The 20,945-nt window shown below is 61.3% G+C and carries 18 protein-coding genes; 8 read left to right on the top strand and 10 right to left on the bottom strand.

Going from position 1 to position 20,945, the window contains the following annotated elements; genetic code table 11:
• On the top strand, positions 1-312 hold a 312-nt coding region (locus VGY55_13515; GenBank protein ID HEV2970985.1), incomplete at its 5' end, for a hypothetical protein.
• A 526-nt stretch (positions 313-838) separates the two neighbouring features.
• The gene (locus VGY55_13510) at positions 839-1,399 is read left to right on the top strand and encodes a DUF309 domain-containing protein (GenBank protein HEV2970984.1); all 561 of its coding nucleotides are present in this window, start codon (positions 839-841) and stop codon (positions 1,397-1,399) included.
• Here VGY55_13510 and glnE read toward each other — a convergent pair.
• From glnE to VGY55_13460, 10 genes are all read right to left on the bottom strand, one after another.
• Entirely contained in the window at positions 1,396-4,500 is a 3,105-nt protein-coding gene (gene glnE / locus VGY55_13505) for a bifunctional [glutamate--ammonia ligase]-adenylyl-L-tyrosine phosphorylase/[glutamate--ammonia-ligase] adenylyltransferase (GenBank protein ID HEV2970983.1), read from the bottom strand. The two genes, VGY55_13510 and glnE, sit on opposite strands and share 4 nt — an antisense overlap.
• 95 nt (positions 4,501-4,595) lie before the next feature.
• Positions 4,596-6,083, bottom strand: a complete 1,488-nt coding sequence (gene miaB, locus VGY55_13500; GenBank protein ID HEV2970982.1) for a tRNA (N6-isopentenyl adenosine(37)-C2)-methylthiotransferase MiaB — start codon at positions 6,081-6,083, stop codon at positions 4,596-4,598.
• A gap of 123 nt (positions 6,084-6,206) precedes the next feature.
• Positions 6,207-6,386, bottom strand: a complete 180-nt coding sequence (locus VGY55_13495) for a hypothetical protein (protein HEV2970981.1) — start codon at positions 6,384-6,386, stop codon at positions 6,207-6,209.
• 174 nt (positions 6,387-6,560) lie between these two features.
• A complete protein-coding gene (gene fmt, locus VGY55_13490) occupies positions 6,561-7,535 on the bottom strand; it encodes a methionyl-tRNA formyltransferase (GenBank protein ID HEV2970980.1) in 975 nt (324 codons plus the stop codon).
• Between the two features lie 24 nt (positions 7,536-7,559).
• Complete coding sequence (def, locus tag VGY55_13485; protein HEV2970979.1) at positions 7,560-8,138, bottom strand: peptide deformylase; 579 nt, start codon at positions 8,136-8,138, stop codon at positions 7,560-7,562.
• Positions 8,139-8,458: 320 nt separating this feature from the next.
• Positions 8,459-8,932 (bottom strand): universal stress protein, encoded by a 474-nt coding sequence (locus VGY55_13480; protein HEV2970978.1) that lies wholly within the window; start codon positions 8,930-8,932, stop codon positions 8,459-8,461.
• Between the two features lie 110 nt (positions 8,933-9,042).
• On the bottom strand, positions 9,043-9,759 hold the full coding sequence (locus VGY55_13475) for a phosphatase PAP2 family protein (GenBank protein ID HEV2970977.1): 717 nt from the start codon (positions 9,757-9,759) through the stop codon (positions 9,043-9,045).
• 55 nt (positions 9,760-9,814) lie between these two features.
• On the bottom strand, positions 9,815-10,168 hold the full coding sequence (locus VGY55_13470; GenBank protein ID HEV2970976.1) for a P-II family nitrogen regulator: 354 nt from the start codon (positions 10,166-10,168) through the stop codon (positions 9,815-9,817).
• 20 nt (positions 10,169-10,188) lie between these two features.
• A complete protein-coding gene (locus tag VGY55_13465; protein ID HEV2970975.1) occupies positions 10,189-11,991 on the bottom strand; it encodes an ammonium transporter in 1,803 nt (600 codons plus the stop codon).
• Between the two features lie 409 nt (positions 11,992-12,400).
• Positions 12,401-14,464 carry an APC family permease gene (locus VGY55_13460; GenBank protein ID HEV2970974.1) on the bottom strand — a complete coding sequence of 688 codons (2,064 nt, stop codon included), beginning with the start codon at positions 14,462-14,464 and terminating at the stop codon, positions 12,401-12,403.
• Between the two features lie 415 nt (positions 14,465-14,879).
• On the opposite strand from VGY55_13460, the gene VGY55_13455 reads away from it, so the two are divergent.
• From VGY55_13455 to VGY55_13430, 6 genes are all read left to right on the top strand, one after another.
• Positions 14,880-16,670 (top strand): protein kinase, encoded by a 1,791-nt coding sequence (locus VGY55_13455; GenBank protein HEV2970973.1) that lies wholly within the window; start codon positions 14,880-14,882, stop codon positions 16,668-16,670.
• A 244-nt stretch (positions 16,671-16,914) separates the two neighbouring features.
• Entirely contained in the window at positions 16,915-17,436 is a 522-nt protein-coding gene (locus tag VGY55_13450) for a sigma-70 family RNA polymerase sigma factor (GenBank protein HEV2970972.1), read from the top strand.
• Positions 17,426-17,944, top strand: a complete 519-nt coding sequence (locus VGY55_13445) for a hypothetical protein (protein ID HEV2970971.1) — start codon at positions 17,426-17,428, stop codon at positions 17,942-17,944. Before VGY55_13450 ends, VGY55_13445 begins: the two co-directional genes overlap by 11 nt.
• 282 nt (positions 17,945-18,226) lie before the next feature.
• Positions 18,227-19,642: a hypothetical protein gene (locus VGY55_13440; protein ID HEV2970970.1), complete on the top strand. Its 1,416-nt coding sequence runs from the start codon at positions 18,227-18,229 to the stop codon at positions 19,640-19,642.
• Positions 19,643-19,830: 188 nt separating this feature from the next.
• A complete protein-coding gene (locus VGY55_13435) occupies positions 19,831-20,250 on the top strand; it encodes a BlaI/MecI/CopY family transcriptional regulator (protein HEV2970969.1) in 420 nt (139 codons plus the stop codon).
• A partial coding sequence (locus VGY55_13430; protein HEV2970968.1) for a hypothetical protein occupies positions 20,243-20,945 on the top strand: 703 nt, incomplete at its 3' end. The genes VGY55_13435 and VGY55_13430, both read left to right, overlap by 8 nt.

Raw genomic sequence — 20,945 nt, 5'->3', positions numbered from 1 at the left:
CTAAGTGGCGACGCGTGGATTTCCAAACATATTCGAGGCATAATCGTCTCGCTTGAACTCAGCAACCACGCTTGCTCAGTTGCTATCGCGTTCCAAGGGGATGGCAGGGAGGAACGCAGAAACAAGGCCATGAAACTTTTCCCGGCAGCCAAATATAAGTATGAAGCCCGCGAGACGCCGGAATCGGCGTATGTCCGTTTTCCTGTTCTCGACAAAGGGAGAAAAGACCGCGACCACTGGCCTGAGATACAAGAAAAGCTCACCAAACTCGGCGAGGAAATCTACAGCAAGCTCAACGCTTCGGATGTTTAGCGGATCAATCTGCCGTCGGTGGGTAGTTTTTCCACTTATGGGGCGCGCCGGGCTGTCCGTGACTGCCCCTCGCTGGCGGTTATTACGCGGCGGGGAGCGGTAGTATGTACTACCGCAAGCGGCGATTTTGTAGCGTTTGTACAGGTAAGTTACGACGCGGCCGTAACGCCAAATACCCCGTAAAATATAGGGTTTTCCGCATATTCAAGGCGATAGCAATTATCGGCCATATTGCGTTAGGAAACCGCTGCTCTATCCCCTGAGCTACAGGCGCGCGGCGGCCGGAGTTTGCGACGGCTCCGGCTTTGCCACACTCAAGGTACGCGCAGATCGCCGTTGCGGCAAGGCGGAGGCCGAGTCGCGCCGACGCTGGCGGCGTCGGCCACATTCCTCGTCTCTGTCGAATCCGCGGCAGTGAGTCGTCCCCTTCCGAGAAATCATCATCGGCATCCCGGTTGGGTGACCCGGTGTTGGCGGCTAAACTGAGTGAATGGAAGCCGGTGGCAGTCAGTCTGAAAGGATTGCGATGCGGCGGCTGGTGCCCGAGGAGCCGCTGCCGCCATACAGCTATGTCAACGGGAGATTTCCGCACCCGATTCGCGATCCGTCGGGGCACAGCTTCGGCGCCGTCCCGGCGCCTTGCTCCATGCCGGACCCAAACCGCTGGTACGAATGCCGCCCGTATTTGTACGGACTGGACCTCTTTAACTTCGGATACTACTGGGAGGACCATGAGGTCTGGGAAGGGATCTGGCACGCGGCGGGACGGAGCGGTCCGATCGGTAATTTCATCAAGGGGCTCATCAAGTTGGCTGCCGCCGGCGTCAAGGTTCGCGAGGGGCGGCCCGAAGGAGTTCGGAGGCACGCCCGGCGGGCCGCGGAGTTGTTCGCTCGAGTTGCCGCTCACCTTCCGCCCGAGCAGGCTTCCTACTTCGGACTCTCACTTCCGCGGCTCATCGGTTTTGCAACCGGCGCGGCGCGCGAGCCGCCAGCGTCCGTCGCGCCGACAGGAACGCCGGTGGAGGTTGTGTTTCAGTTCGTTCTCCAGCCTGACGAATCACAGCGGTTCGAGCCGAAGAGCGCCTAACAAATCCGCTCAAACCGCCGGCGGTTTTCCAGGCGGAAGCGTTCACATTCGGATAGCAGCTTGTTGGGGTCCGAGTAGTTCAGGAGGCGGGCGAGCTTGGCTAGTTCAATCGGATCGGTCGGCAAGTCGTGGCCGGCGGTCGTGTTCATGAGTTGCAGCCGTCCGATGATCGTGCGCGTCGTGCGGTAGCTTTCGTTGAGGTAGTTGAAGTCATCGGTGCTCAATAGGCTTGATTGGTGCAAGGCTTCGAGGGCTTCGAATGTGCCGGGAACGCGGATTTGCGGGTTGTCGCGACCGTGCTTGAGCTGCAGCATCTGGACGAGGAATTCGATGTCGACGATTCCGCCGATTCCGCGCTTTAGATTCGCCGGCTTGGCGGTTTCTTGGAGCCGCAGCCGCATCCGGTTGATCTCAGCCGTATTCTCAGCGTGCCAGGGCGGATCAAAGGCTGCGTGGTTGATTGCAGCCACGGCTTTGCCGCAGGCCTTTGGCGAGCCATAGATCGGGCGGGCTTTGCAGAGCGCTTGTCGCTCCCAAAGCTGCCCTTGCCCGGATTCAAAATATCGACCGAACTCCTCGAACGACGTGGCCAGCGCCCCGCTCCGGCCGGTCGGGCGGAGCCGCGGATCGATCTCGTACAGCCGTCCGTACGGGCCAAGCTGGTTGGCGACCTTGATGATTCGCTGTCCCAGCTCGCTGAAAAAGTGTTGATTCGTCGTCGTCTCGCCGCTGCGGCGCGAGCGGCGGTTGTGAAAGGTGGCTCCCTCGGCTTCGTAGAGGAAGATGAGGTCCACGTCGCTGTGGTAGTTCATCTCGCGCCCGCCGAATTTTCCCATCGCCACGACGACCAACTGCGAAACTCCCCCTATATCCTCGTCGACGGCGATCATCGGCTCGCCGAGCTTCGCGACGAGCTTCGCGTATTCGTTCTCCGTGATCCGTCGCAGACTGGCGAGCGCGATATCGGAGAGCGCGGCGGTCGTCGCCTGAATGTCTTCCTTGCCGAGCAGATCGCGCACTCCGACGCGAAGCTGCTGCACGTTCTTGAAGCTGTGCAGAATTGGATCGAGGTCTTCCGCGGCCCGGGTCAGTTCGGCCAGATTTGACTCCAGCACCTCGAGCGTCGGCAGCTTATCGAGCACGAGGCTGTCCATCAGCTCGTCGAGCATCCCCGGATTGCTGGTCAAGATGCCGGAAAGGAACGGGCTAGCGGCACACAGCTCGACGTACAACCGCAGCGACGGCTCACTGAAGCTGAACAGCTCCCAGAGCAAGCCCTTTCCGCCAAGCGAATCGCTCACTTTGCTCAGGTTCACGAGCGCCGCATCCGGATCGGGCGTCGCCGCGATCGCTTTCAGCAACCGCGGGGTGATCGCGGCCAGAAAATGCCGGCAGCGCCGCGTCGAGAGAAAGCGGATCTTCTCTTGCGCCAGCGCCATCAAGTTCTGATACGCCTCGGAAATGTTGCGAAACTTGTACTGCCCGAGCACCTCGGCGATTCGCGACGCCGGCGGATCGGGATCGAGCACGAGGTCGACCTCGGGCTCGGGATGGTCATCGTCGCCGAACGCGTCGTGGAGCAAGTGGTCGAGAATCTTGCGATTCAATTCGGTCTTCTGACGATACTCGGTTGTGAAAGCTTCCAAAGGGTCTTGCTGCGCGCGGCCTCCGTAGCCCATGCGGATCGACACGCGGCGCATCTCGTCGGCCGCCCACGGCAAAAGATGCGTTTGCAAGTCGAACATGATCTGCAAGCGATGCTCGATCTTCCGGAGAAACGCGTAGTTTTCCTCGAGGATCGTCCGTTCCTGGTGCGTGAGGCAGCCCACGTTTTCAAGCTGGACGATCGCCTCGAGCGTGTTGCCGGTGCGCAGTTGCGGGAGGTCGCCGCCGTTGAGAAGCTGTAAGAATTGAATCACGAATTCGATGTCGCGAATTCCGCCGTGGCCGGTCTTCACGTTGTGCGAGTCGGCCCCTTCGCGGGCCGTGCGCTGCTCGATCCGCCGCTTGAGGGCCTTGATGCCGGTGATGTCGGCCCGGCTTAGATAGCGGCGATAAATCCACGGCTCGAGCTGCTTCAGGAATCCTGTCCCGAGATCGAGATTCCCCGCCACCGGCCGAGCCTTGACAAAGGCCTGCCGTTCCCAGGTGCGGCCGAGCACGTCGTAGTAGTGCATCGCACTTTCGAGGCTGATCACGACCGGGCCGCGCTCTCCTTCCGGCCGTAGCCGCAAATCGACCCGGTAGGTGATCCCCAGCTCCGTCGCCTCGGTGAGCAGTCGAACGACATCGCGGGCCAGCCGGTCGAAGAACTCGCGATTGTTCATCGGCCGCGGTCCGTCGGTGCTGCCGTCCTGGTCGTAGAGGAAGATCAGGTCGATATCGCTCGAGTAGTTGAGTTCGACGCCGCCGAGCTTTCCCATCGCCAGCACGACGAAGTGGGCCGGATCGCCCAACGGAGTTCGCGGGATGCCGCGCTTCGCCTCCAAAGTCCGCCGCGCGACACCAACCGCCGCTTCGAGAATCGCGTCTGCCAGATGGGAAATCTGCCGGGCGACCGTGTCGAGACGCTGGCCGCGGACGATGTCGCCATAGCAGATCCGCAATGTCTCGCGGCGTTTGAATCGTCGCAGCGCCGCCAGGACGGCCGATTCATCGCTGAGCGCCGCCACCTCGCTGGCCAATTCGTTGACCAACGTCTCGCGGCCGACCGGCTGCCCTTCGGTCATCCGCAGCAGATCGTAGCTCTCGGAGTCGGTGATCAATAGATCGCTGAGATACTGGCTTGTCGAAAAAATCTGCACCAGGATCGGCAGCGCCTCGCGGTCGCGCTCGAAGAGCGAGGCGAGTGAAAGCGGATTGCGGGCGGCCGTCACGAACCGATCGAGATTGTTGAGCGCCATGTCTGGATCGCTCAGCCGCGGCAATTGTTCCGCGAGCTGGTCGCAGATCGTGGCCAACAGGTCGAGCGTGATCCCCGAAAGGGCCATCCGCACGAGATTGCCGTGCGCCCGCTGAATATCGTCCAACTGCCAACTCGCGAGCCAGCCGGCGGCCTCGACGGGATGATCGAGGTAGCGATTCAGATCGGAGAGGTCCATAGGGGCTAGGGGCTCGAGACTCAGGACTCGCTCAGGCACGACCCCGCGGGCCGCTGAAGAAGGTCGCTCATCGGCATCGAATCGAATCACTTATTCTATCTGGGCGCCTGAAGTTCGCTTGTGCATTTCCGAGCCCCGAGTCCCCAGCCCCGAGCCCCGATTTCAAACAATTCCGGCCCCACGTGCCGTGTAACCACGCTCCCAAACAGCGTGAAGGCGTTTGCGTCGTAGATAGTTACTGCCAACAACTGACCGATCTGCCGTGGATTGCCGTCGAACACGACGATCCGGTCGCAGTGGGTCCGGCCGGTGAGTTGCAACGGACCCGAATCATGGTCGCCATCGTGCGAATGCTTTCGGCTTGCTTTGCTCGGCCCTTCAACCAGAACTTCCACCTCGCGGCCGATAAATGGCTGGTTGTCGTTCTCGCTGATCTCGTTCTGAATTGCCAGCAGCTCGTTGTTGCGGCGCCGCTTTACGTTTTCCGGCACGTCGTCGGCGAGGAGTTCGTGGCCCTTCGTCCCTGGCCGCGGACTGTATTTGAAAATGAAGCTGTTCTTGAAACGCGATTCGCGCACCAGATCGACGGTCTGCTGGAAATCGTCCTCCGTCTCGCCGCAGAAGCCGACGATGAAATCGCTGGTGACCGCCGAGCCGGGAACGGTCGCGCGGATGCGAGCCAGCATTTCGCGATACTCCTCGACCGTGTAGCCGCGCTTCATCCGCCGCAGCACCCCATTCGACCCGCTTTGAGCTGGAACGTGCAGATACGGGGAGCATTTCGGCAAATCGCGAACGGCCGCCAAGAGATCGTCGGTCATGTCCTTGGGAAAGTTGGTGACGAACTTGAGCCGCGCCAGCCCGTCGATCTCATTCAGGCGATAGAGCAGATCGGCCAGCCGCGTCGTTCGCCCTCGGCCGTGGTGCCGATAGCTGTTGACCGTTTGGCCCAAGAGCGTGATTTCGCGGCAGCCTTCGTCGGCCAGCTTGCGAGCCTCGGCCAGAATATGATCCGGATGCCGCCCCTGCTCGGGACCGCGCACGCTCGGCACGATGCAGTAAGTGCAAAACTTATCGCAGCCGATCTGAATCCGCACAAAGGCCTGATAGGGCGTCGGCCGCATCTGGGGATCGCGATCGGGATCGTAGCTTTCGAAGCTCCGCTCGATCTCATCGCGGCTGCCGGCCTTGCGATCGAGGCTCACTTCCAGCCGCGGTCCGCTCCCGGCGGCAATCTCCTCCAACAATCGCGGGATTTGGTGCAACTGCCCCGGCCCGACCACTAGATCGACATACGGCGCCCGCTCGAACACGAGCCGTTGGTCTTTCTGGGCCATGCACCCCAGCACGCCGATGATCTTGTGCGGATGATGCTGCTTGGCATGCTTTAGCCGGCCCAGGGCGCTATAGATCTTGTCCTCCGCATGCTGCCGGACGCTGCACGTGTTGAACAAGATCGTGTCAGCTTGCGACGGCGTATCGACCAGCTCGTATCCCTGCTTGCGCAGAGTGGCCACCACCAGCTCGCTATCGAGCATGTTCATCTGGCAGCCGACCGTCTCGATGTAGAGATACTTTGTCACGGTGTATCAAACTCGCAGGTCTGACATCCCTGCCTGACAATTGGCAGGCTTGCGACGCAACATCGCCAGGGGCGGAGGACGTCCGCGAACGCACGCACCGGCGCTGGCAGCGTCGGCCACGAGTCATGCGGCTTTGGTTTCGTCGCCGGGCTTTCGCTTGCGTCCCTGGTTCTGGCTGGCGCCTTTGCTGAGGTCATCGAGCAGCTTGTCGCGGCGGCGGACCATCATTCGAACCAAGGTCACGACGGCGATGTAAGCCGCCACCAACAGGATGCCGATGTCCAACGGTTCCCAGCCCGCCATGGCCCGACCCTCCGCATTCCATTAGAACGCCTCACAAATCCGGCGGGGACTGTCCCCTTCTCCCAGCCGGATTCTTAAGGCGTAGTTCCCCAATCCGCCAGCCCCAGATTCTAACTTGGCGGGACCGAAGGAAAAAGCGCAAACTGTCGCCGAAGCGAATAGGGACCTGCTTCGCTATGCCGCTTCATCGCCGAAGTCATGCCCCGGCTGCACCGGGTGGCCGCGTAAGAATTCGGAGGCCGACATCGACCGCTTGCCCGCCGGTTGCAGCCGATCGATGGCCAGCGACCCGTCGCCGCAACCGATGAGCAAATTGCTCGCATCGGCCGCAATGACCGTGCCGGGAGATGCCGAATGGCTTTCCGATCGCGCGGCAACGGATTCGAGAATCAGCCGAAGGGGCTGGCCGGCAGGTGGGCGCCAAAACGTGTAAGTCTTTGGCCACGGTTCCATGGCGCGAACCTGATCGCGAATCTCCTCGGCCGATCGCCGCCAATCGACCAGCCCATCGGTCTTCTTGAGCCGTGGGGCCTTCGTGGCCAGCGTCGGGTCTTGAGAAATCCCCGAAGTATCGCCGGCTGCCAGGCGGTCGATCGCGCCGAGAACTGCGGACGGGCCGAGGGCGGCCAGCCGCGGTTCGAGTTGGGCCGCCGTCTCATCGGGTTCGATTGCCAGGCGTGGCTGGAGCAGAACCGGCCCGGCGTCAAGCTGCGGCGTCATGTGAATCACCGAGACGCCGGTTTCGGTTTCGCCATGAAAAATGGCCCATTGGATCGGGGCCGCGCCACGATACTTGGGCAATAGCGAAGCGTGAAGATTGATCCCTCCCAGTCGCGCCAGCGCGAGCGTCTCGCGGGAAAGAATCTGGCCATAATCGCAGACGACAAACAAGTCGGCGGCCCAATGCCCGAGCCTCTCTTGCGCCTCCGGCGCATTGATGCTCTGAGGCTCGAAGACTTCGATGCCGCGCTGGCGAGCGCCCTCGCGCATCGGATTCAGTGGCGCGGCCTGTTTCCGTTTGTGACGATCGTGGATCGGTCGATCCGGTCGCGTCACGAGCGCCGCTACCGGATGCGGGGAGTCGAGTAGCGCTTTGAATGTCGGCGCCGCGAAGGGCCCCGTCCCCATCATGACCAATCGCAGTGACACGGAGTTCGCTGAAGAAGCCATAGACTACGCCCGCAGCTTCTCCAATTCGGCCAATCGCGCCGCGATCTCGGCGTCGCCGGGGATATCGCCGTGCTCTCGTCGAGCGGCGAAATCCTCCTCGAACCGCCGCAGCGCCTCGCGCACTTCCAATTCACCGGTCGTGCTCAGCCGGTCGATGAACAGTTTGCCGTCGATATGGTCGGTTTCATGCTGCACGACACGCGCGAAGAGGCCGTCGAGTTCGAGATGGACAGTTTGCCCCTGGAGATTGAAGGCGTCGAGCGTGATCTTCTCCGCCCGCTTCACCTGGGCATACAACTCCGGCAGGCTCAAGCAGCCTTCCTCCGACTCGGCCAGGCCGCGTGGCCGGCTGAGGACGGGGTTGATAAAGACCAATTCCTCTCCTTCGCCCAACTTGCCCTTCAGATTGACGATGAACAGCCGGTACGGGAGATCGACCTGATTGGCGGCTAGCCCGACCCCTTTGTGCTCATACATGAGTTCGAACATCCGCCGCACGATCGTGTGCAACTCGTCGTCAATCCGCTTCAGCGGCTTCGAGGCATGCCGCAGCGTCGGATGCGGATAGCGGATTACTTGCATGAGTTCAGGGATTCGGGTCTCGGAAACACAGCAAACCGCCTCCTCGGGCCTAAAGCGAGGTGGCGTCAGCAAAATCTTGCTCCGCCTGGTGGCTCGCGCAAACAAGGCGGCTTAGCATCACGATTATGCCACCCGGCGCAGGTCGGTCGGAGGCGGTTCAACTGTACGAGAGAAAACTCTCGATTTGCGGCCGCCGCGCTGCGCGTGCCAAACGGGGCGGCCACTGAATTCTATAATCTCTCGTGCAAAGTTCAATTCCGCGAAAAATGCGATACGGCGCGAATCCGCCGTGCAAGCGTTGCGCCCACCCTGTCGCTCCATTATGGCACAATAAACTCATGCTCCGGATGCCGCACCGTCAGCACCGGGCACGGCGCCTTGCGGACCACTTTCTCCGCCACGCTCCCCATTAACATGTGAGCAATCGGGCCGCGGCCATGCGTGCCCATCACGATCAGGTCGATGCTCTGCGCTTTCGCATAGGCGACAATCTCCATGAAGGGGCTGCCGCAAAGCGTTGACACGCGAGCCGAGTATTTCTCGCGCTCCGCGTCGCTCAAAATTTTGCTCAGCCGGTCCTTGACCATGTTCTCCATCTCGGACCGCGCGGCCCCCAAAGCGATCGGCGTCCCGTCGGGCGAAGTCCAGGGATATACCAAGGCGCTCTCGTCCAACACGTGGATCAAGTGCAGCGCGGCCTGAAAGCTTTCGGCAAATGCCTTTCCATATCGCAGCGCCACGTCCGAAGGCTCGCTGAAATCGGTCGGCACCAAGACATTCTTGATATGAATCATAACCCGCCCTATCTACCGGATTCGCGACAGCACGTTGTCGAGTCTTGAGAATCCCGTCGATTCATTATACCGGCACTCATGCTGAGAGGAGCAGTAGCATGGCGCAAAGCTCATCGGCTCGCCGCGGGTTCGGCGGCCCGCTCTTGGGCATCATGCAATTCGGTCTTGATCGCGGCAAGTTCCGGTTGGAACTTGGGATCGGCCAACAGCGATTGGGCGATGGCCTGCCCGAGCACTCGGCCCGCGTAGATATCGCTGGGATGGTGGAGGCCGGCAATCACGCGGTCCCAGCCGATTTCGCGGCCGCGGTCGAGTAGCGCGTCGCGATGATCGGGCGCGAGTTCGACCAGGATCAGAGCGTAAAGCGTTCCGCGCGTCGAATGGCCGCTGGGGTAGGCGAATGTCGTTTCATCATCGATCGGAACGTGGATGTGGTCGTCCTCATGCTCGGGGCGCGGGCGGCGGTAGTGAGCTTTCACAGCATCGCTGAGCTGCTTCGAGTCCTTTTCCAACGCGGCGAATAACTTGGCCAGTCGCGGCAGATTCTTGGAAGTGAACCACGGGCCCATCACGCTCTTGAAGGCCTCGACCTTCAGTTTCACCTCGGACGCGCAGCGATCCACCTCCGCTGGCGTTCGCTTCTCTTGGATCATGAGCATCAGATCGAGTTCCTCCCGCGCCTCCGCGGAATGGGCCGAGGGAGGCCCGGGAAGGAGTTTGAGCGGATCGATGGCCGCGGGGCGAAGGTACGTCGGCGTGTCGGCCCGAGCGATAACGGCGCAGGCCGCGATGAGGACTGTCGCGAGCGTTCCAGTACGGGTTTTCATCAGAGATACTCCTGGTGCTGTTGCCACTCGGTTCGCCGCTTTTCAGAAAAACCCCTCACGGGCCGATGGCTTCCATGCCCTCTTCGCCGGTGCGGATGCGGACGCAATCCTCCAGCGGAAAGACGAAGATCTTGCCGTCGCCAACCTGCCCCGTCGTGCCGGCGCGGGCCGAATGGACGATCGCTTCCATCGCGGCGTCGACGAAGCTGTCGTTCACGGCGATCTCGAGCTTCAGCTTGGGGAGCAATCGGGTTTTGTATTCCGTGCCGCGGTACATCTCGGAGTAGCCGCGCTGCCGGCCGCAGCCGCGCACTTCGCTGACAGTCATCAGATACACGTCTCGCTCGTTCAAGGCCGCTTGAACGTCTTCCAGCTTTTCCGGACGAATAATGGCGACGATCATTTTCATGGTATTGTCCTTGGTTTGTCTCAGATTTCTACCCGCGCGCGGACTTGTTTGCCGGGGAGGCGATTGGTGAGCAGGCGCTCGAGGCGGCTGCGGACGTCTTCGGCGTTGCCGCCGCGAAAGCGGAAGCGGTTGCCCTTGATCAGCGTCATGAGCGGGTAAAGGGCGACAAAATCGGGATCGCTCGGTCGGTCGCTGGGCTGGCAGAGTTCGTTCCAGGCTGCCTTGACCAACGGGGCATCGGCCCCTTCGATCACGATGCTGAACCGATTCTCGCTCATCGGCGGCGGAGCGGTAGCGGCGCGCGGCTCGGCAATCTGTCGGGTAAGGCTCCCCTTGGCCGCCGCCGGGTCTTCGTTGAAATAGCCGACCACGCCGAGTTCGGGCACGTCGAGCCCTTGCAGCTCGGTCGTCGGTCCGACACGATTGCCGACGTGCGCTCCGATAATCTTAAAGAACAAATACGAAGCGCCGAACACCCAAATCAGATTAGCCAGGAGGCCCACGACTTGAGCCGCGAGCTGCGAGCCGTTGCCGTAAAACAGGCCGCTCACTTGCCCGTAGCTGCCGTCGGCAAACAAGCCAACGGCCAGCACGCCCCAGGCGCCGTTGATGCCGTGGATGCTGATCGCCCCGACGGGGTCGTCGAGCCGAGTGGCCCGTTCGAGAAATAGCACGCTCCAGACGACGAGCACGCCCGCCACCAGCCCGATCACGACGGCGGCCAGCGGCGAAACATACGCGCACGGGGCGGAAATGGCGACCAGACCCGCGAGCAGTCCGTTGCACATGAAGCTCGGATCGGGCTTCTTGTACAGAATCCCCATGTAGATCATCGCGGCCACCGCGCCCGCGGCCGAGGCGAGCATCGTGTTTGTCGCCACGCGGCCCACGATCAGGTCGTTGCCGATCATGGCCCGGCCCGCCGTAAGCCCAAACCAGCCGAAGGCCAGGATCAATGTGCCGGCCATATACATCGGCACGCTATGCGGCAGGAGCACGTTGAGCGAGCCGTCGCGGTTGTATTTGCCGATCCGCGGGCCGAGGATGTGGCAGCCGGCCAAAGCGGCGACGCCGCCGGTCATGTGAATCACGGACGAGCCGGCGAAGTCCTTGAAGCCTTGCCCCAGGCCGAAGTTCGTCCCAAGCTGCGAGAGCCAGCCCCCGCCCCAAACCCAATTGCCGAAGATCGGATAAACGATGGCCGTCATGATGATCGCGCAATGCACGAACGCGCGGAACTTCCAGCGCTCGGCCAGCGCCCCGGTCGGGATCGTCGCGGAGACGTTCGCCAGCACGGCTTGCGAAAAGAACAGCGTAAGCAGGCCGACGTCCGCAGCGGCGCCGGACAGGAAGAAACCTTTCCAGCCGAAGAGGCCGATGGGATGGCCGAAGAGCGAGATGGCGACTTCTTTGCAGAGCGGTGCTCCGTTGCCAAGCATTGCGGCTTCACCGCAGCCACCGAACATCAGTGCAAATCCGATCGCGAAGTAGGCCAGCGCGCCGAGCGCGTAGACCATCAGGTTCATGGTCATCGTGTGGGTTACGTTCTTGGAGCGCGTCAACCCGGTTTCGACCATCGCGAACCCGGCCTGCATCAGGATCACGAGAAACGCGGTGACGAGCGTCCAGAGCACGTTGATCGCGACCCGTTCCGAAACCGGCGCGACCGTGGTGGCGGAATCGGCCCCGGCGGGAATCGCATTATTGGCCGTCGCATCGGATTTGGCGCTGTCGGCGGCTTGAGCTTTCGGCACCGAGAATACCTCGCCGCCGAGATGAAGAACAAGCGCCACCCCGAGCAGCAGGATTAAGAGAAACCGCATCACGAGAAGTCGCCTCGCGTCAAGTGAATGGACGGTGGACTTGGGCTAGCTTGAGGATAACGTCAGTTTGTTGTTTTCCCTAGTGCTGCGGTTCATGTATGGCATGGACGGTCTGCGATGCCAAGCCCCAAAGGGGCTTCGTCCTCTATCCCAGGGTTGCCGCGCTTCGCGGTTACCCTTGGGCTAGAGGGCGTAACGCCGTTGGCGTAGAAGCACAATTAGGCCGGGGTCGAATACGATCCCGCCACCATGAACGCTCGGATTAATCCTTTATCGTACCCATCAACGTCAAAAGGCTGCGGGCGTGAACTTCTTCCCTTCCGGGGTCGAAGACACACCCGCAGCCCAGGCGGTCGCGATTAGTAGGTTAAATGGCCCGCCGTCCCTGGCGAGCGCTGGGGATTGCAAGTTATCCTGCGCCTACGGCGGCGGTCTTATGCTCAAGCGTCGAATAGACTCCCTTGCCCTTCTTCTTGCCAGACCTGGCGAAGTAGAACGCGCCGTAAAGGCCCCATAGCGCCGCGATTCCAAGGGCCGCATATGGCTCTTTCCATGTCATGCCGGCGACCGTAAAGGGCCCAACCAGATAGAACAACATGCATGCCAGGTTTGCGAGCAGTCCAAACACAGGAATAAACGTGTGCTTGAACGTATTGAAGCTGTGATGTTCGCGGAAGGCCACGATCGCGACGATGCACGTGAGCATGTATAGCATGAACGTGCCGAAATTGCTGATCAACGTAACCACCAGCAGGCTATTCGGCAGTATCGTCGCCATCGAGGCACTTGGAAGCATCCAAGCGGGATACCAGATGCTTGCTTTCTGGGCGTCCGTCAGCGCAGCCGATGGATCGGCGGCCGTCGGAGAACAGAGGTACATCGAAACGGAGAAGATTCCAATCACCACCGAAATCGTCGCCAGGGTCCAAATCGCCCGATGCGGCGTCAGGTTCTTTCCGTGCAACATGCCGAAATGGGAAGGCACCTCATCATCGCGGCCCATCGCGTAGGTCACTCGGGCGCCTGTATTAATGCAGGCCAGCGTCGTCCCGATGAGCGCGAGGAACACCGTTAGGGCCTGGATTTTCATGAACCACAATCCGGCCGTTGGGCTACCGAACAACCACGCACCGACCATCTTCATCATGTCGCCGATCGGGGCGCTGGAGGCTGCAGCGGCCGTCATCTTGTAGCCAGGATTCAAAAAGAAATTGGCGGCGAAATACTCGAACAGGTAGCAAATCGCGCCTTGGATCACGAGCGAGAGCAGCACGGCTCGTGGGATGTCGCGCTTCGCGTTCTTGGCTTCCTCACCCATGGAGGTGACGGATTCGAACCCCACGAGGATCAGAATCGCGATACATGCTTGAATCAGCATGTAGTTGGCAGAGTGCGGCACAACGACATCCTTCGCGTCGGCAAAATATTGCCGGGTGTCATTCGTCGCCTTGGGATCGGTCGCATCGGCCACCTTCTCGACGGGGTCCGAGTATTTCAGAACAAACGGCTCCTCCTTCCCGTCTTTCATGGAAACAATCCAGTTTCCGTCGGCGTCCTTCTGCGGGGCGCCACCGGGATCCGCGACGGCCATCGCGATCGAGGCCTTCGTCAGATTGCCGTCCTTCATGTCCAGCGCCTTGCCGGCTTTGTCAACCGGCAAAGTCGAGGGGCTCGCGACCGGCTTGTTGTCCTTGTCGAGAATGTTGCCATCTTTGTCTTTGACCGGATTCCCATCCTTGTCCTTCTGCACCGGATTGTTGTTCGCGTCGAATTGGTCCGTTTTGTACGTCGCTAAAACGACGTTGATCGGATTTCCGTCGGGGTCGAGAGTCCAGCCCTCCTTGCCGTCGCCATGGCTCAAGCGGTAACCGATTGCAATCACCGCGAAGATCATGAGGGCGCTAATCTGAATAATGTTGATGGCGATATTGACGCCGGTTGAGCCGACCACGCCACGATAAGCGATATACGCGACGCCGAACGCAAAGATGACGCAAAAGCCGACCATCAACGTCGGGCTGTTGTACGCCACGTTGAACTTCTCGGGCATCAAATTCCCCATCATGTAGCCGACAAAGATCGCCGTCACGCCGACCATCACGCCAGGGTACACCCAGTAGTAAAGATGGCTCGCCCAGCCCGTGATGAACTTGGACATCCGCGCGAACTTATAGGCATGGGTCTTCGAGAGGAATGCCTGCTCCGCGAAGAAATAGGAAGAGCCAGCGCCTGGATAGAGCTTTGACAACTCCGCATAGGAGATGGCGGTCGCGAAGCAAAGCAAAAGCGCGGCCACAATCCCAAACCACATCGCCGAACCGGCCATCGGCGCGCCATACGTGCTCTGCATGGCGTAGGTCAACCACAAGAACGCCCCGGGGGCGATGAGCGCCATCGCGTTCATCGTTAGCCCCGTCAGCCCCAACGTTGCCTTCATCTGGGGCCCAGAACCTTTTTCAGTTTCACTCGACACGTGACACCTCTCTTTTACATGGCCTCAAGAAACAGGGAATGAACGACCACCAACTTCCTGTCCGGGACGACGGACGTCGTCCCTCGGGGCGAGCAAATAGAGTCGAGACACATGCTCGAGCCCGCGCGCGGCGTTCTCGCCCGCCTAACCGCGCACGTTGCTCCAGTCAAAACCTCAGCGCTGCCGCGCTTTGGGCAAACCAGATTGCTGCCCCGTTTCGCAAACTCGATACCAACGCTATCATGGAGTCCCGCGGACACGAATCTTGCAGAACGCAAGTCTTTAACCATGAATGGCTTGCAATATGCAGTTTTTTTGTCCAGCCGCGCCGTAAAGTTGCCAGCCGGGCGGATTTGCAGCCGCTTTGCCTACTGGCCGGGCAGAGCGTGCCTAAGTAAGAGGATTGTGTTAGAAAATGAAAGTCACGTACGCCCAACTCTCCTCGACCGGTCCTGTTCGCCGGAACAATGAAGACTGGGTCGGCTTCTGGGAACCCTCCGACGAGCAGGAGTACCGCACTCGCGGAGCAATCGCCGCCTTGGCCGACGGGGTCGGCGGGCATGGCGAAGGGGAAGTGGCCAGCCGATTGGCGGTTGAAACGGCCCTGCGGCGGTTCCAGGGGATCAAGCCGAGCACCGTGCCGCGGCAGGCCCTCTGGCAAATGTTCAGCGAGGCGAATACGGCCGTTTACGACCGGAGCATGTTCGACCGCGAGCAGGGCCGCATGGCCACGACGCTCACGGTGGCCATCTTTCGCAACAACGAGATCAACATCGGCCACGTCGGCGACTGCCGGGCCTTCTTGATCCAAGGGGGCAAGATCACGCAGATCACGACCGACCACAACTTCGCCGCCCAGCAGGTCAAGCTCGGCCTGATCTCCGCCAAGGATGCCGCCCATAGCGACCTGCGCTGTATGCTCACGCGCAGCATCGGCCGCGAGATCACGATCCAGGTCGATTATCACACGCTGCAAGTCAACAGCGGCGATATTCTCGTGCAATGCTCGGACGGAGTGCATTTTTGCGTGACGGACCAGGAGATTCTCGAAATCGTGGGCCGGATGTCGCCCGACCAGGCCTGCCGCGAGCTGGTGCAACTGGCGGAGCGCCGCGGCACCGACGACAATCTATCCGTCCAGATCGCGCGGGTCGAAAAGGTCACCACGCTCAGCTATTTCCGCGGCCAGCCGATCTATCACGAGAATGAGGTCACGATGCCGAACGAAGTCGAAATCGGTGAGGTGCTCGACAACCGATTTCAAATCGAAAGCCTTATCAGCCGCAGCGGCATGGCCTCGATCTACAAGGCCCGCGACTTGAAGAACGGCATTCCCGTGGCGGTGAAGGTGCCGCTGATGCGTTTCGAAAGCGATCCGGCCTTCTTTTCGCGATTCCAGCGCGAGGAGGAAATCGGCAAGACGCTGAACCACCCGAGCATCTTGCACGTGTTGCCGGTCGAGGAGAAGCACCGGCCGTATATCGCGATGGAATTGCTCGAAGGGCAAACGCTCCGGCAGGTGCTCAACAATGTGAAGCAAATCCCGGTCAACGAGGCGCTCCAGATCGCGTCGAATCTCAGCGACGCGCTGGAGCACATGCACCATAAGAATATCGTTCACCGCGATCTCAAGCCCGAGAATATCATGGTCTGCCACGACGGCACGATCCGGATCATGGACTTCGGCATCGCCAAGGCGGGCGGAATGCGGCGAATCACGTTCACCGGCTTCTCTCCCGCGATGGGCACGCCCGACTACATGGCCCCCGAGCAGGTGAAGGGCAAGCGCGGCGACGCGCGGACCGATATCTACAGCTTGGGGGCGATCCTGTACGAAATGATCACCGGCCAGACTCCATTCGAGGGCACCAATCCGTTGGCGATCATGAACGCCCGGCTGATCGGCGATCCGATCGCGCCGCGGAAATTGAACCCGGAAATCTCGCCGCAAGTCGAGGAGATCGTGCTCCATGCCCTCGAGCAGCGGCCGGAAAACCGCTACCAGTCCGCGGCCGAAATGAAGGCCGAGCTGGATGCCCCCGAGAAGGTTGAAGTGACCGGCCGGGCCGACCGACTCCGTCCCCCCGCCGAATGGAAGCCCGGAAAGCGCTATCTGTGGATCATCCTGCTCGCGCTCATCCCGGTCGTGCTGACGGTGCTGGGATACATTGTAGCGCACCTTCCCGGCGTGACCGGCGGAAAGTGAGCTGCCGGAGGATCGTTGCCGACGCTGCCAGCGTCGGTCCGGACGCTGGCAGCGTCCGCCACGAATCCGGGAATCAAAGGCCGAATGCCGGAAATCGTTCGTTAGCCGGTTCGCTTGCGAACCGGAGTGCGCGCAAGTTACAGGTCGGCGACCATGCGAGATTCGGAGCAGATCTTAATTCTCTCCAATTCGTGAGATAACCTCGCCCCACCGGCGTCTCTATTCTGTGTACGACAGCGACGACATGGCGAACGCCGCGGATCGGCCGACTGGCGCTGTCGGGCCGGAGTTGCTCGGGCAACTGCTCGATCGCCACGCGGCGGCGCTGGAACTCTTCGCTCGCCAATGGTGCCGGACGCCTGAGGATGTGGTGCAGCAAGCGTTTGTCCAGTTGGCGCGGCAGCGATGCGTTCCCGATCAGGTCGTCACCTGGCTGTATCGCGTGGTTCGAAACGGGGCAATTTCCGCCGTGCGTGCCGAACAGCGGCGCCGTCGGCACGAGACGGCCGCGGCCGAGACCGTCCGCTCGTGGTTCGTTCCCGCGGAACCACCGGGCTTCGATGCCGCGGCCGCAACCGCGGCGTTGGAGGGATTGGCGAGCGACGAACGCGAAGTGATCGTGGCGCACCTCTGGGGCGGATTGACCTTTCAACAGATCGCGGTGGTGACGGGGCTGTCGCCGAGCACGGCCCATCGCCGATACGAATCCGGCTTGAAACAGTTGCGCGAAAAACTGACGAAATCGGAGCGAGACCATGTTGCCTGACGACGAATATCGATCGAATGAATTCCCGTCCGACTTGAAGCCGTTCGAGGCGGCGCTCGGTGCGCTTGTCCCGGCGGCCAGTCGCGTGGATCGCGATCGGTTGATGTATCTGGCCGGCGCCGCGGGCGCGACGATTCCATCGCCCGCTCGATTTCCACGGCTACATCGCGCGTTTTGGCCTTGTGCGACCGCCGCGATGGCGCTGATCGCGCTGGGATTGGGCGGGCTGCTCGCGTTTCGCCAGCCGCAGGAGCGGATCGTGTACGTCAGTCATCCCGCGGCGGGCGCAGACCAACCTACGTCACCGTTTGCCGCGCAGCAAAACGAGGATCCTGAGCCGAAAATCGCATCGCGATCGGGGGCGTCCGACGCCGGTTATCTTGTGTTGCGGGAGCAGGTGTTGCAGCGCGGCGTCGATGCGCTCGACGTGCCGGCCCCTTCCGCCAACGGCGCGAATCCGAGCGATGTGCGCAATCGAACGCTGCTGAAAGAGTTCCTGGGAACATGACTCGTCCGATCGCTTTTCGGTAGCCCCGGCGTTTACGCCGGGGGCACGCTTCAGAACAGCAAAGTTTTCAGCCCCGTTCACGGGGCTTTCGTCCGCGGCTTCAGCCGCTGAAGGGGCGAGTGGTTTTTTTGGTGCCGCACGTCCCAGGCGTGAACGCCTGGGCTACATAAAAAAGCAAGTGGCTTTAACCGGAGAGAGCGTTCCATGATTCAGATAGCGAATAAGTATCGTGCCGTTTTGTTCAGAGGCCTCTGTCTGACTTTTGGTGTTTGTCTCTCACCGATGATTCTTTTCGCCGCCGATGAAACTGGCGCACCTCCGGCCGCGAAGCCGGACGAGCCAAAGGTCGTCAAGGTCGTGCTTCATCCGGCGAAACCGCCCGCCGCGGCACTGCAATTCCCGCTCTTGCCGCGGTTCGTCGATCAGTATCCGGGCAACGCGGCGACGCTCTATGCCAAAGCGGCCGTGCTGCTGGTCGATAAGAAGGATCCGAACGAGCTGTGGGACAAGATCGATCGCTGGCTGGAATTGCCCCCGGCCGAGATGCCGCGCGAGGAGGTCGAGAAAGCCGTCGTCTCGCATCAGGCGATTTTGAAGATCGTGACGATGGCGGCCCATCGCGATCGCTGCGATTGGGAGCCGCCGATCCGCGAGGACGACGACATCTTCGGTATCCTGCTTCCCGAGGTGGGCCCCCAGCGCAACGTCGCGCGGCTCTTGGCGCTTAAGGCGCGGATGCAGATTTCCGAAGGCCACCTGGCTCAGGCGACCGAAACGCTGCAAACTGGCTACGTGCTCGCGCGACACACGGCAGATTGTCCCTTCCTGATAAGTGGATTGGTAGGCGTCGCCATTTCCAACATCATGGATAAACAAGTGCTGACACTCATCCAGTCGCCGAATTGCCCGAACTTGTATTGGAGCATCACCGCGCTGCCAAGTCCGCTCGTCGACCTTCGCCCGGCCTTCGAATTCGAGAAGGACGATGCTGTACTTGCCTTTCCGGAATTGCGCGGAGTCGAGCGCGCTCAGCATTCGCCCGAGGAATGGGCGGCACTTCTAGTCTCGTTTGGGCGGCGAGTCGAGCTGATCTCCGGTGCAGTTGAAGGTGATCCGGCCAAAAGGGCCGCCATATCGGCCGCGATGGCCGGCGCCGCGATCCTGCGCTTTGATCCGGCCAAGGCCGACCTGGTCGCGTCAGGGCGAGATCGAAAGGCGGTCGACGCAATGCCGGCGGCTCAAGTGATCTTGTTGCACACGGTGTTGCTTTATGACGTCGCCCGCGACGAGATGTTCAAGTGGTTCAACGTGCCGTATTGGCAAGCCCAGGATGGAATGGCTCAATCCGACGCGAATTTGAAAAACGACATTCGCCAGCGCGAACTCGTCCCGCTGGCCAGCTTGATTCTGCCAGCCATCGCGAATGTGCGGAAGGCGAGCGTTCGGAGCGAGCGGCGGATCGCGCTGTTGCGAGTGATCGAAGCCCTCCGGTTCTACGCAGCCGATCATGACGGCATGCTTCCCGCGGCGCTCGACGAGATCAAGGAAGTGCCTCTGCCGGTCGATCCGGTGACCGGCAAGCCCTTTGGCTACACTTTGGCCGACGGCAAGGCCACGCTCGACGCCCCGCCGCCAGCGGGCGTAACTTGGGAGCAGCTCGGTGCACGCTGCGAGATCACGATCGCGGCAAGTAAATGAATTAGAACGCCTAGCAAATCCGACGGGGACTGTCCGCGGGCGCCGTCGCGGCGATGGTCGGTGGAGCAAGACGGGGACTGTCCCCTTCTCCCAGCCCGATTTGTTAGGCGTTCTCAGGCCACCGCCCCTTGACAATTCTACATGTGTCGAATATATTCGGCGTCTGTAGTTTTCAATGGAGTCGAGTCATGGCCCGAGATGCTAAATCAAAGCGAAGCCCTCCTGGCAAACCAAAGCCGCTGACCGACGTCGAATGGGCGATCATGGCGGTGGTCTGGGAACATGAGCCCTGCGCGGCCGGGACTGTGCAGGAAGCCCTGCACGATAACCACGGTTGGGCCTACAGCACCGTGAAGACCACGATGGACCGGATGGTCGCCAAGGGGCTGCTGGCCACGCACTCGATCCGCAACTTGCAGATGTTCGCCCCGCTCATCACGCGCACCGAAGCCAAGCGCGCCGAACTCCGCCGGCTCCTCAGCCGAGCGTTCAACGGCGCGCTCACGCCCATGATCCAATTCCTTGTCGAAGACGAAGGCCTTTCGGCCGACGAACTAAAACAACTCCGCAAACTGCTCGATTTTCGCAAAGGGCAGCGCCATGAGTGAGATTCTCAGCCCGTGCGTCGAGTTCCTCAATCGCTTTGGCGAGTCGTTTTGGAATTTCGCCAGCGGCATGCTTGTCCAAGTAACGATCTTGGTGCTGGTGCTGCTCGCGCTCGAGCTGCTGTTGCGCCATCGCGTGCGGGCGGTGGTGCGTTATGCGGTCTGGCTCATGGTGCTGGTCAAGCTGGTCTTGCCGGTCGATTTGCGCACGCCCGCCAGCATCGCCTATTGGCTGCCGGCAGGCCACGTTGGGAATTCGCGGCCGTTGGATCAGACGCTCGACGCAGGCTTGTCTGCGTCCGCGGTTGATCGCGAACCTGCGATTGCGGATCGACCCGAACGGACAGAACCGCCCGGCGCTTCCGCCGCGCCCCACGACACGGCTGCGGTTTCGGATTTGAAATCCTCCGGCCCGCCGATGGCGCCGGCGCCAATCGCTGCGGCCGCGCCGCCGACGCCATTGCACTGGCGCGGCGCGCTATTTGGGCTCTGGATTCTCGCGGTCGCTGCGCTCTTGGCGCTGGTAGGCAGGCGCGCCGCATGGGTCCTGCGAATTGTTCGCCAGGCGACCGACGCGCCGCGCGAGCTGGAAGACCAGTTGCGCGAGTGCTTGTCCGAAAACCACCGGGGACTGTCCCCTTTTGTGGCGAGCACCTTCGCCGCGATGGTTGAGGAACAAAAGGGGACTGTCCCCCTCT

Source organism: Pirellulales bacterium (assembly GCA_035939775.1).
GTDB lineage: Bacteria > Planctomycetota > Planctomycetia > Pirellulales > DATAWG01 > DASZFO01.
This window is presented reverse-complemented; position numbering and strand designations above follow the sequence as displayed.

What these genes read in the sequence shown, in the direction of transcription:
- VGY55_13510 (HEV2970984.1), top strand. Translation starts at nt 839, where the DNA reads ATGCGGCGGCTGGTGCCCGAGGAGCCGCTGCCGCCATACAGCTATGTC.
- glnE (HEV2970983.1), bottom strand. Translation starts at nt 4,500, where the DNA reads ATGGACCTCTCCGATCTGAATCGCTACCTCGATCATCCCGTCGAGGCC.
- VGY55_13495 (HEV2970981.1), bottom strand. Translation starts at nt 6,386, where the DNA reads ATGGCGGGCTGGGAACCGTTGGACATCGGCATCCTGTTGGTGGCGGCT.
- def (HEV2970979.1), bottom strand. Translation starts at nt 8,138, where the DNA reads ATGCAAGTAATCCGCTATCCGCATCCGACGCTGCGGCATGCCTCGAAG.
- VGY55_13480 (HEV2970978.1), bottom strand. Translation starts at nt 8,932, where the DNA reads ATGATTCATATCAAGAATGTCTTGGTGCCGACCGATTTCAGCGAGCCT.
- VGY55_13475 (HEV2970977.1), bottom strand. Translation starts at nt 9,759, where the DNA reads ATGAAAACCCGTACTGGAACGCTCGCGACAGTCCTCATCGCGGCCTGC.
- VGY55_13470 (HEV2970976.1), bottom strand. Translation starts at nt 10,168, where the DNA reads ATGAAAATGATCGTCGCCATTATTCGTCCGGAAAAGCTGGAAGACGTT.
- VGY55_13465 (HEV2970975.1), bottom strand. Translation starts at nt 11,991, where the DNA reads ATGCGGTTTCTCTTAATCCTGCTGCTCGGGGTGGCGCTTGTTCTTCAT.
- VGY55_13455 (HEV2970973.1), top strand. Translation starts at nt 14,880, where the DNA reads ATGAAAGTCACGTACGCCCAACTCTCCTCGACCGGTCCTGTTCGCCGG.
- VGY55_13450 (HEV2970972.1), top strand. Translation starts at nt 16,915, where the DNA reads ATGGCGAACGCCGCGGATCGGCCGACTGGCGCTGTCGGGCCGGAGTTG.
- VGY55_13445 (HEV2970971.1), top strand. Translation starts at nt 17,426, where the DNA reads ATGTTGCCTGACGACGAATATCGATCGAATGAATTCCCGTCCGACTTG.
- VGY55_13440 (HEV2970970.1), top strand. Translation starts at nt 18,227, where the DNA reads ATGATTCTTTTCGCCGCCGATGAAACTGGCGCACCTCCGGCCGCGAAG.
- VGY55_13435 (HEV2970969.1), top strand. Translation starts at nt 19,831, where the DNA reads ATGGCCCGAGATGCTAAATCAAAGCGAAGCCCTCCTGGCAAACCAAAG.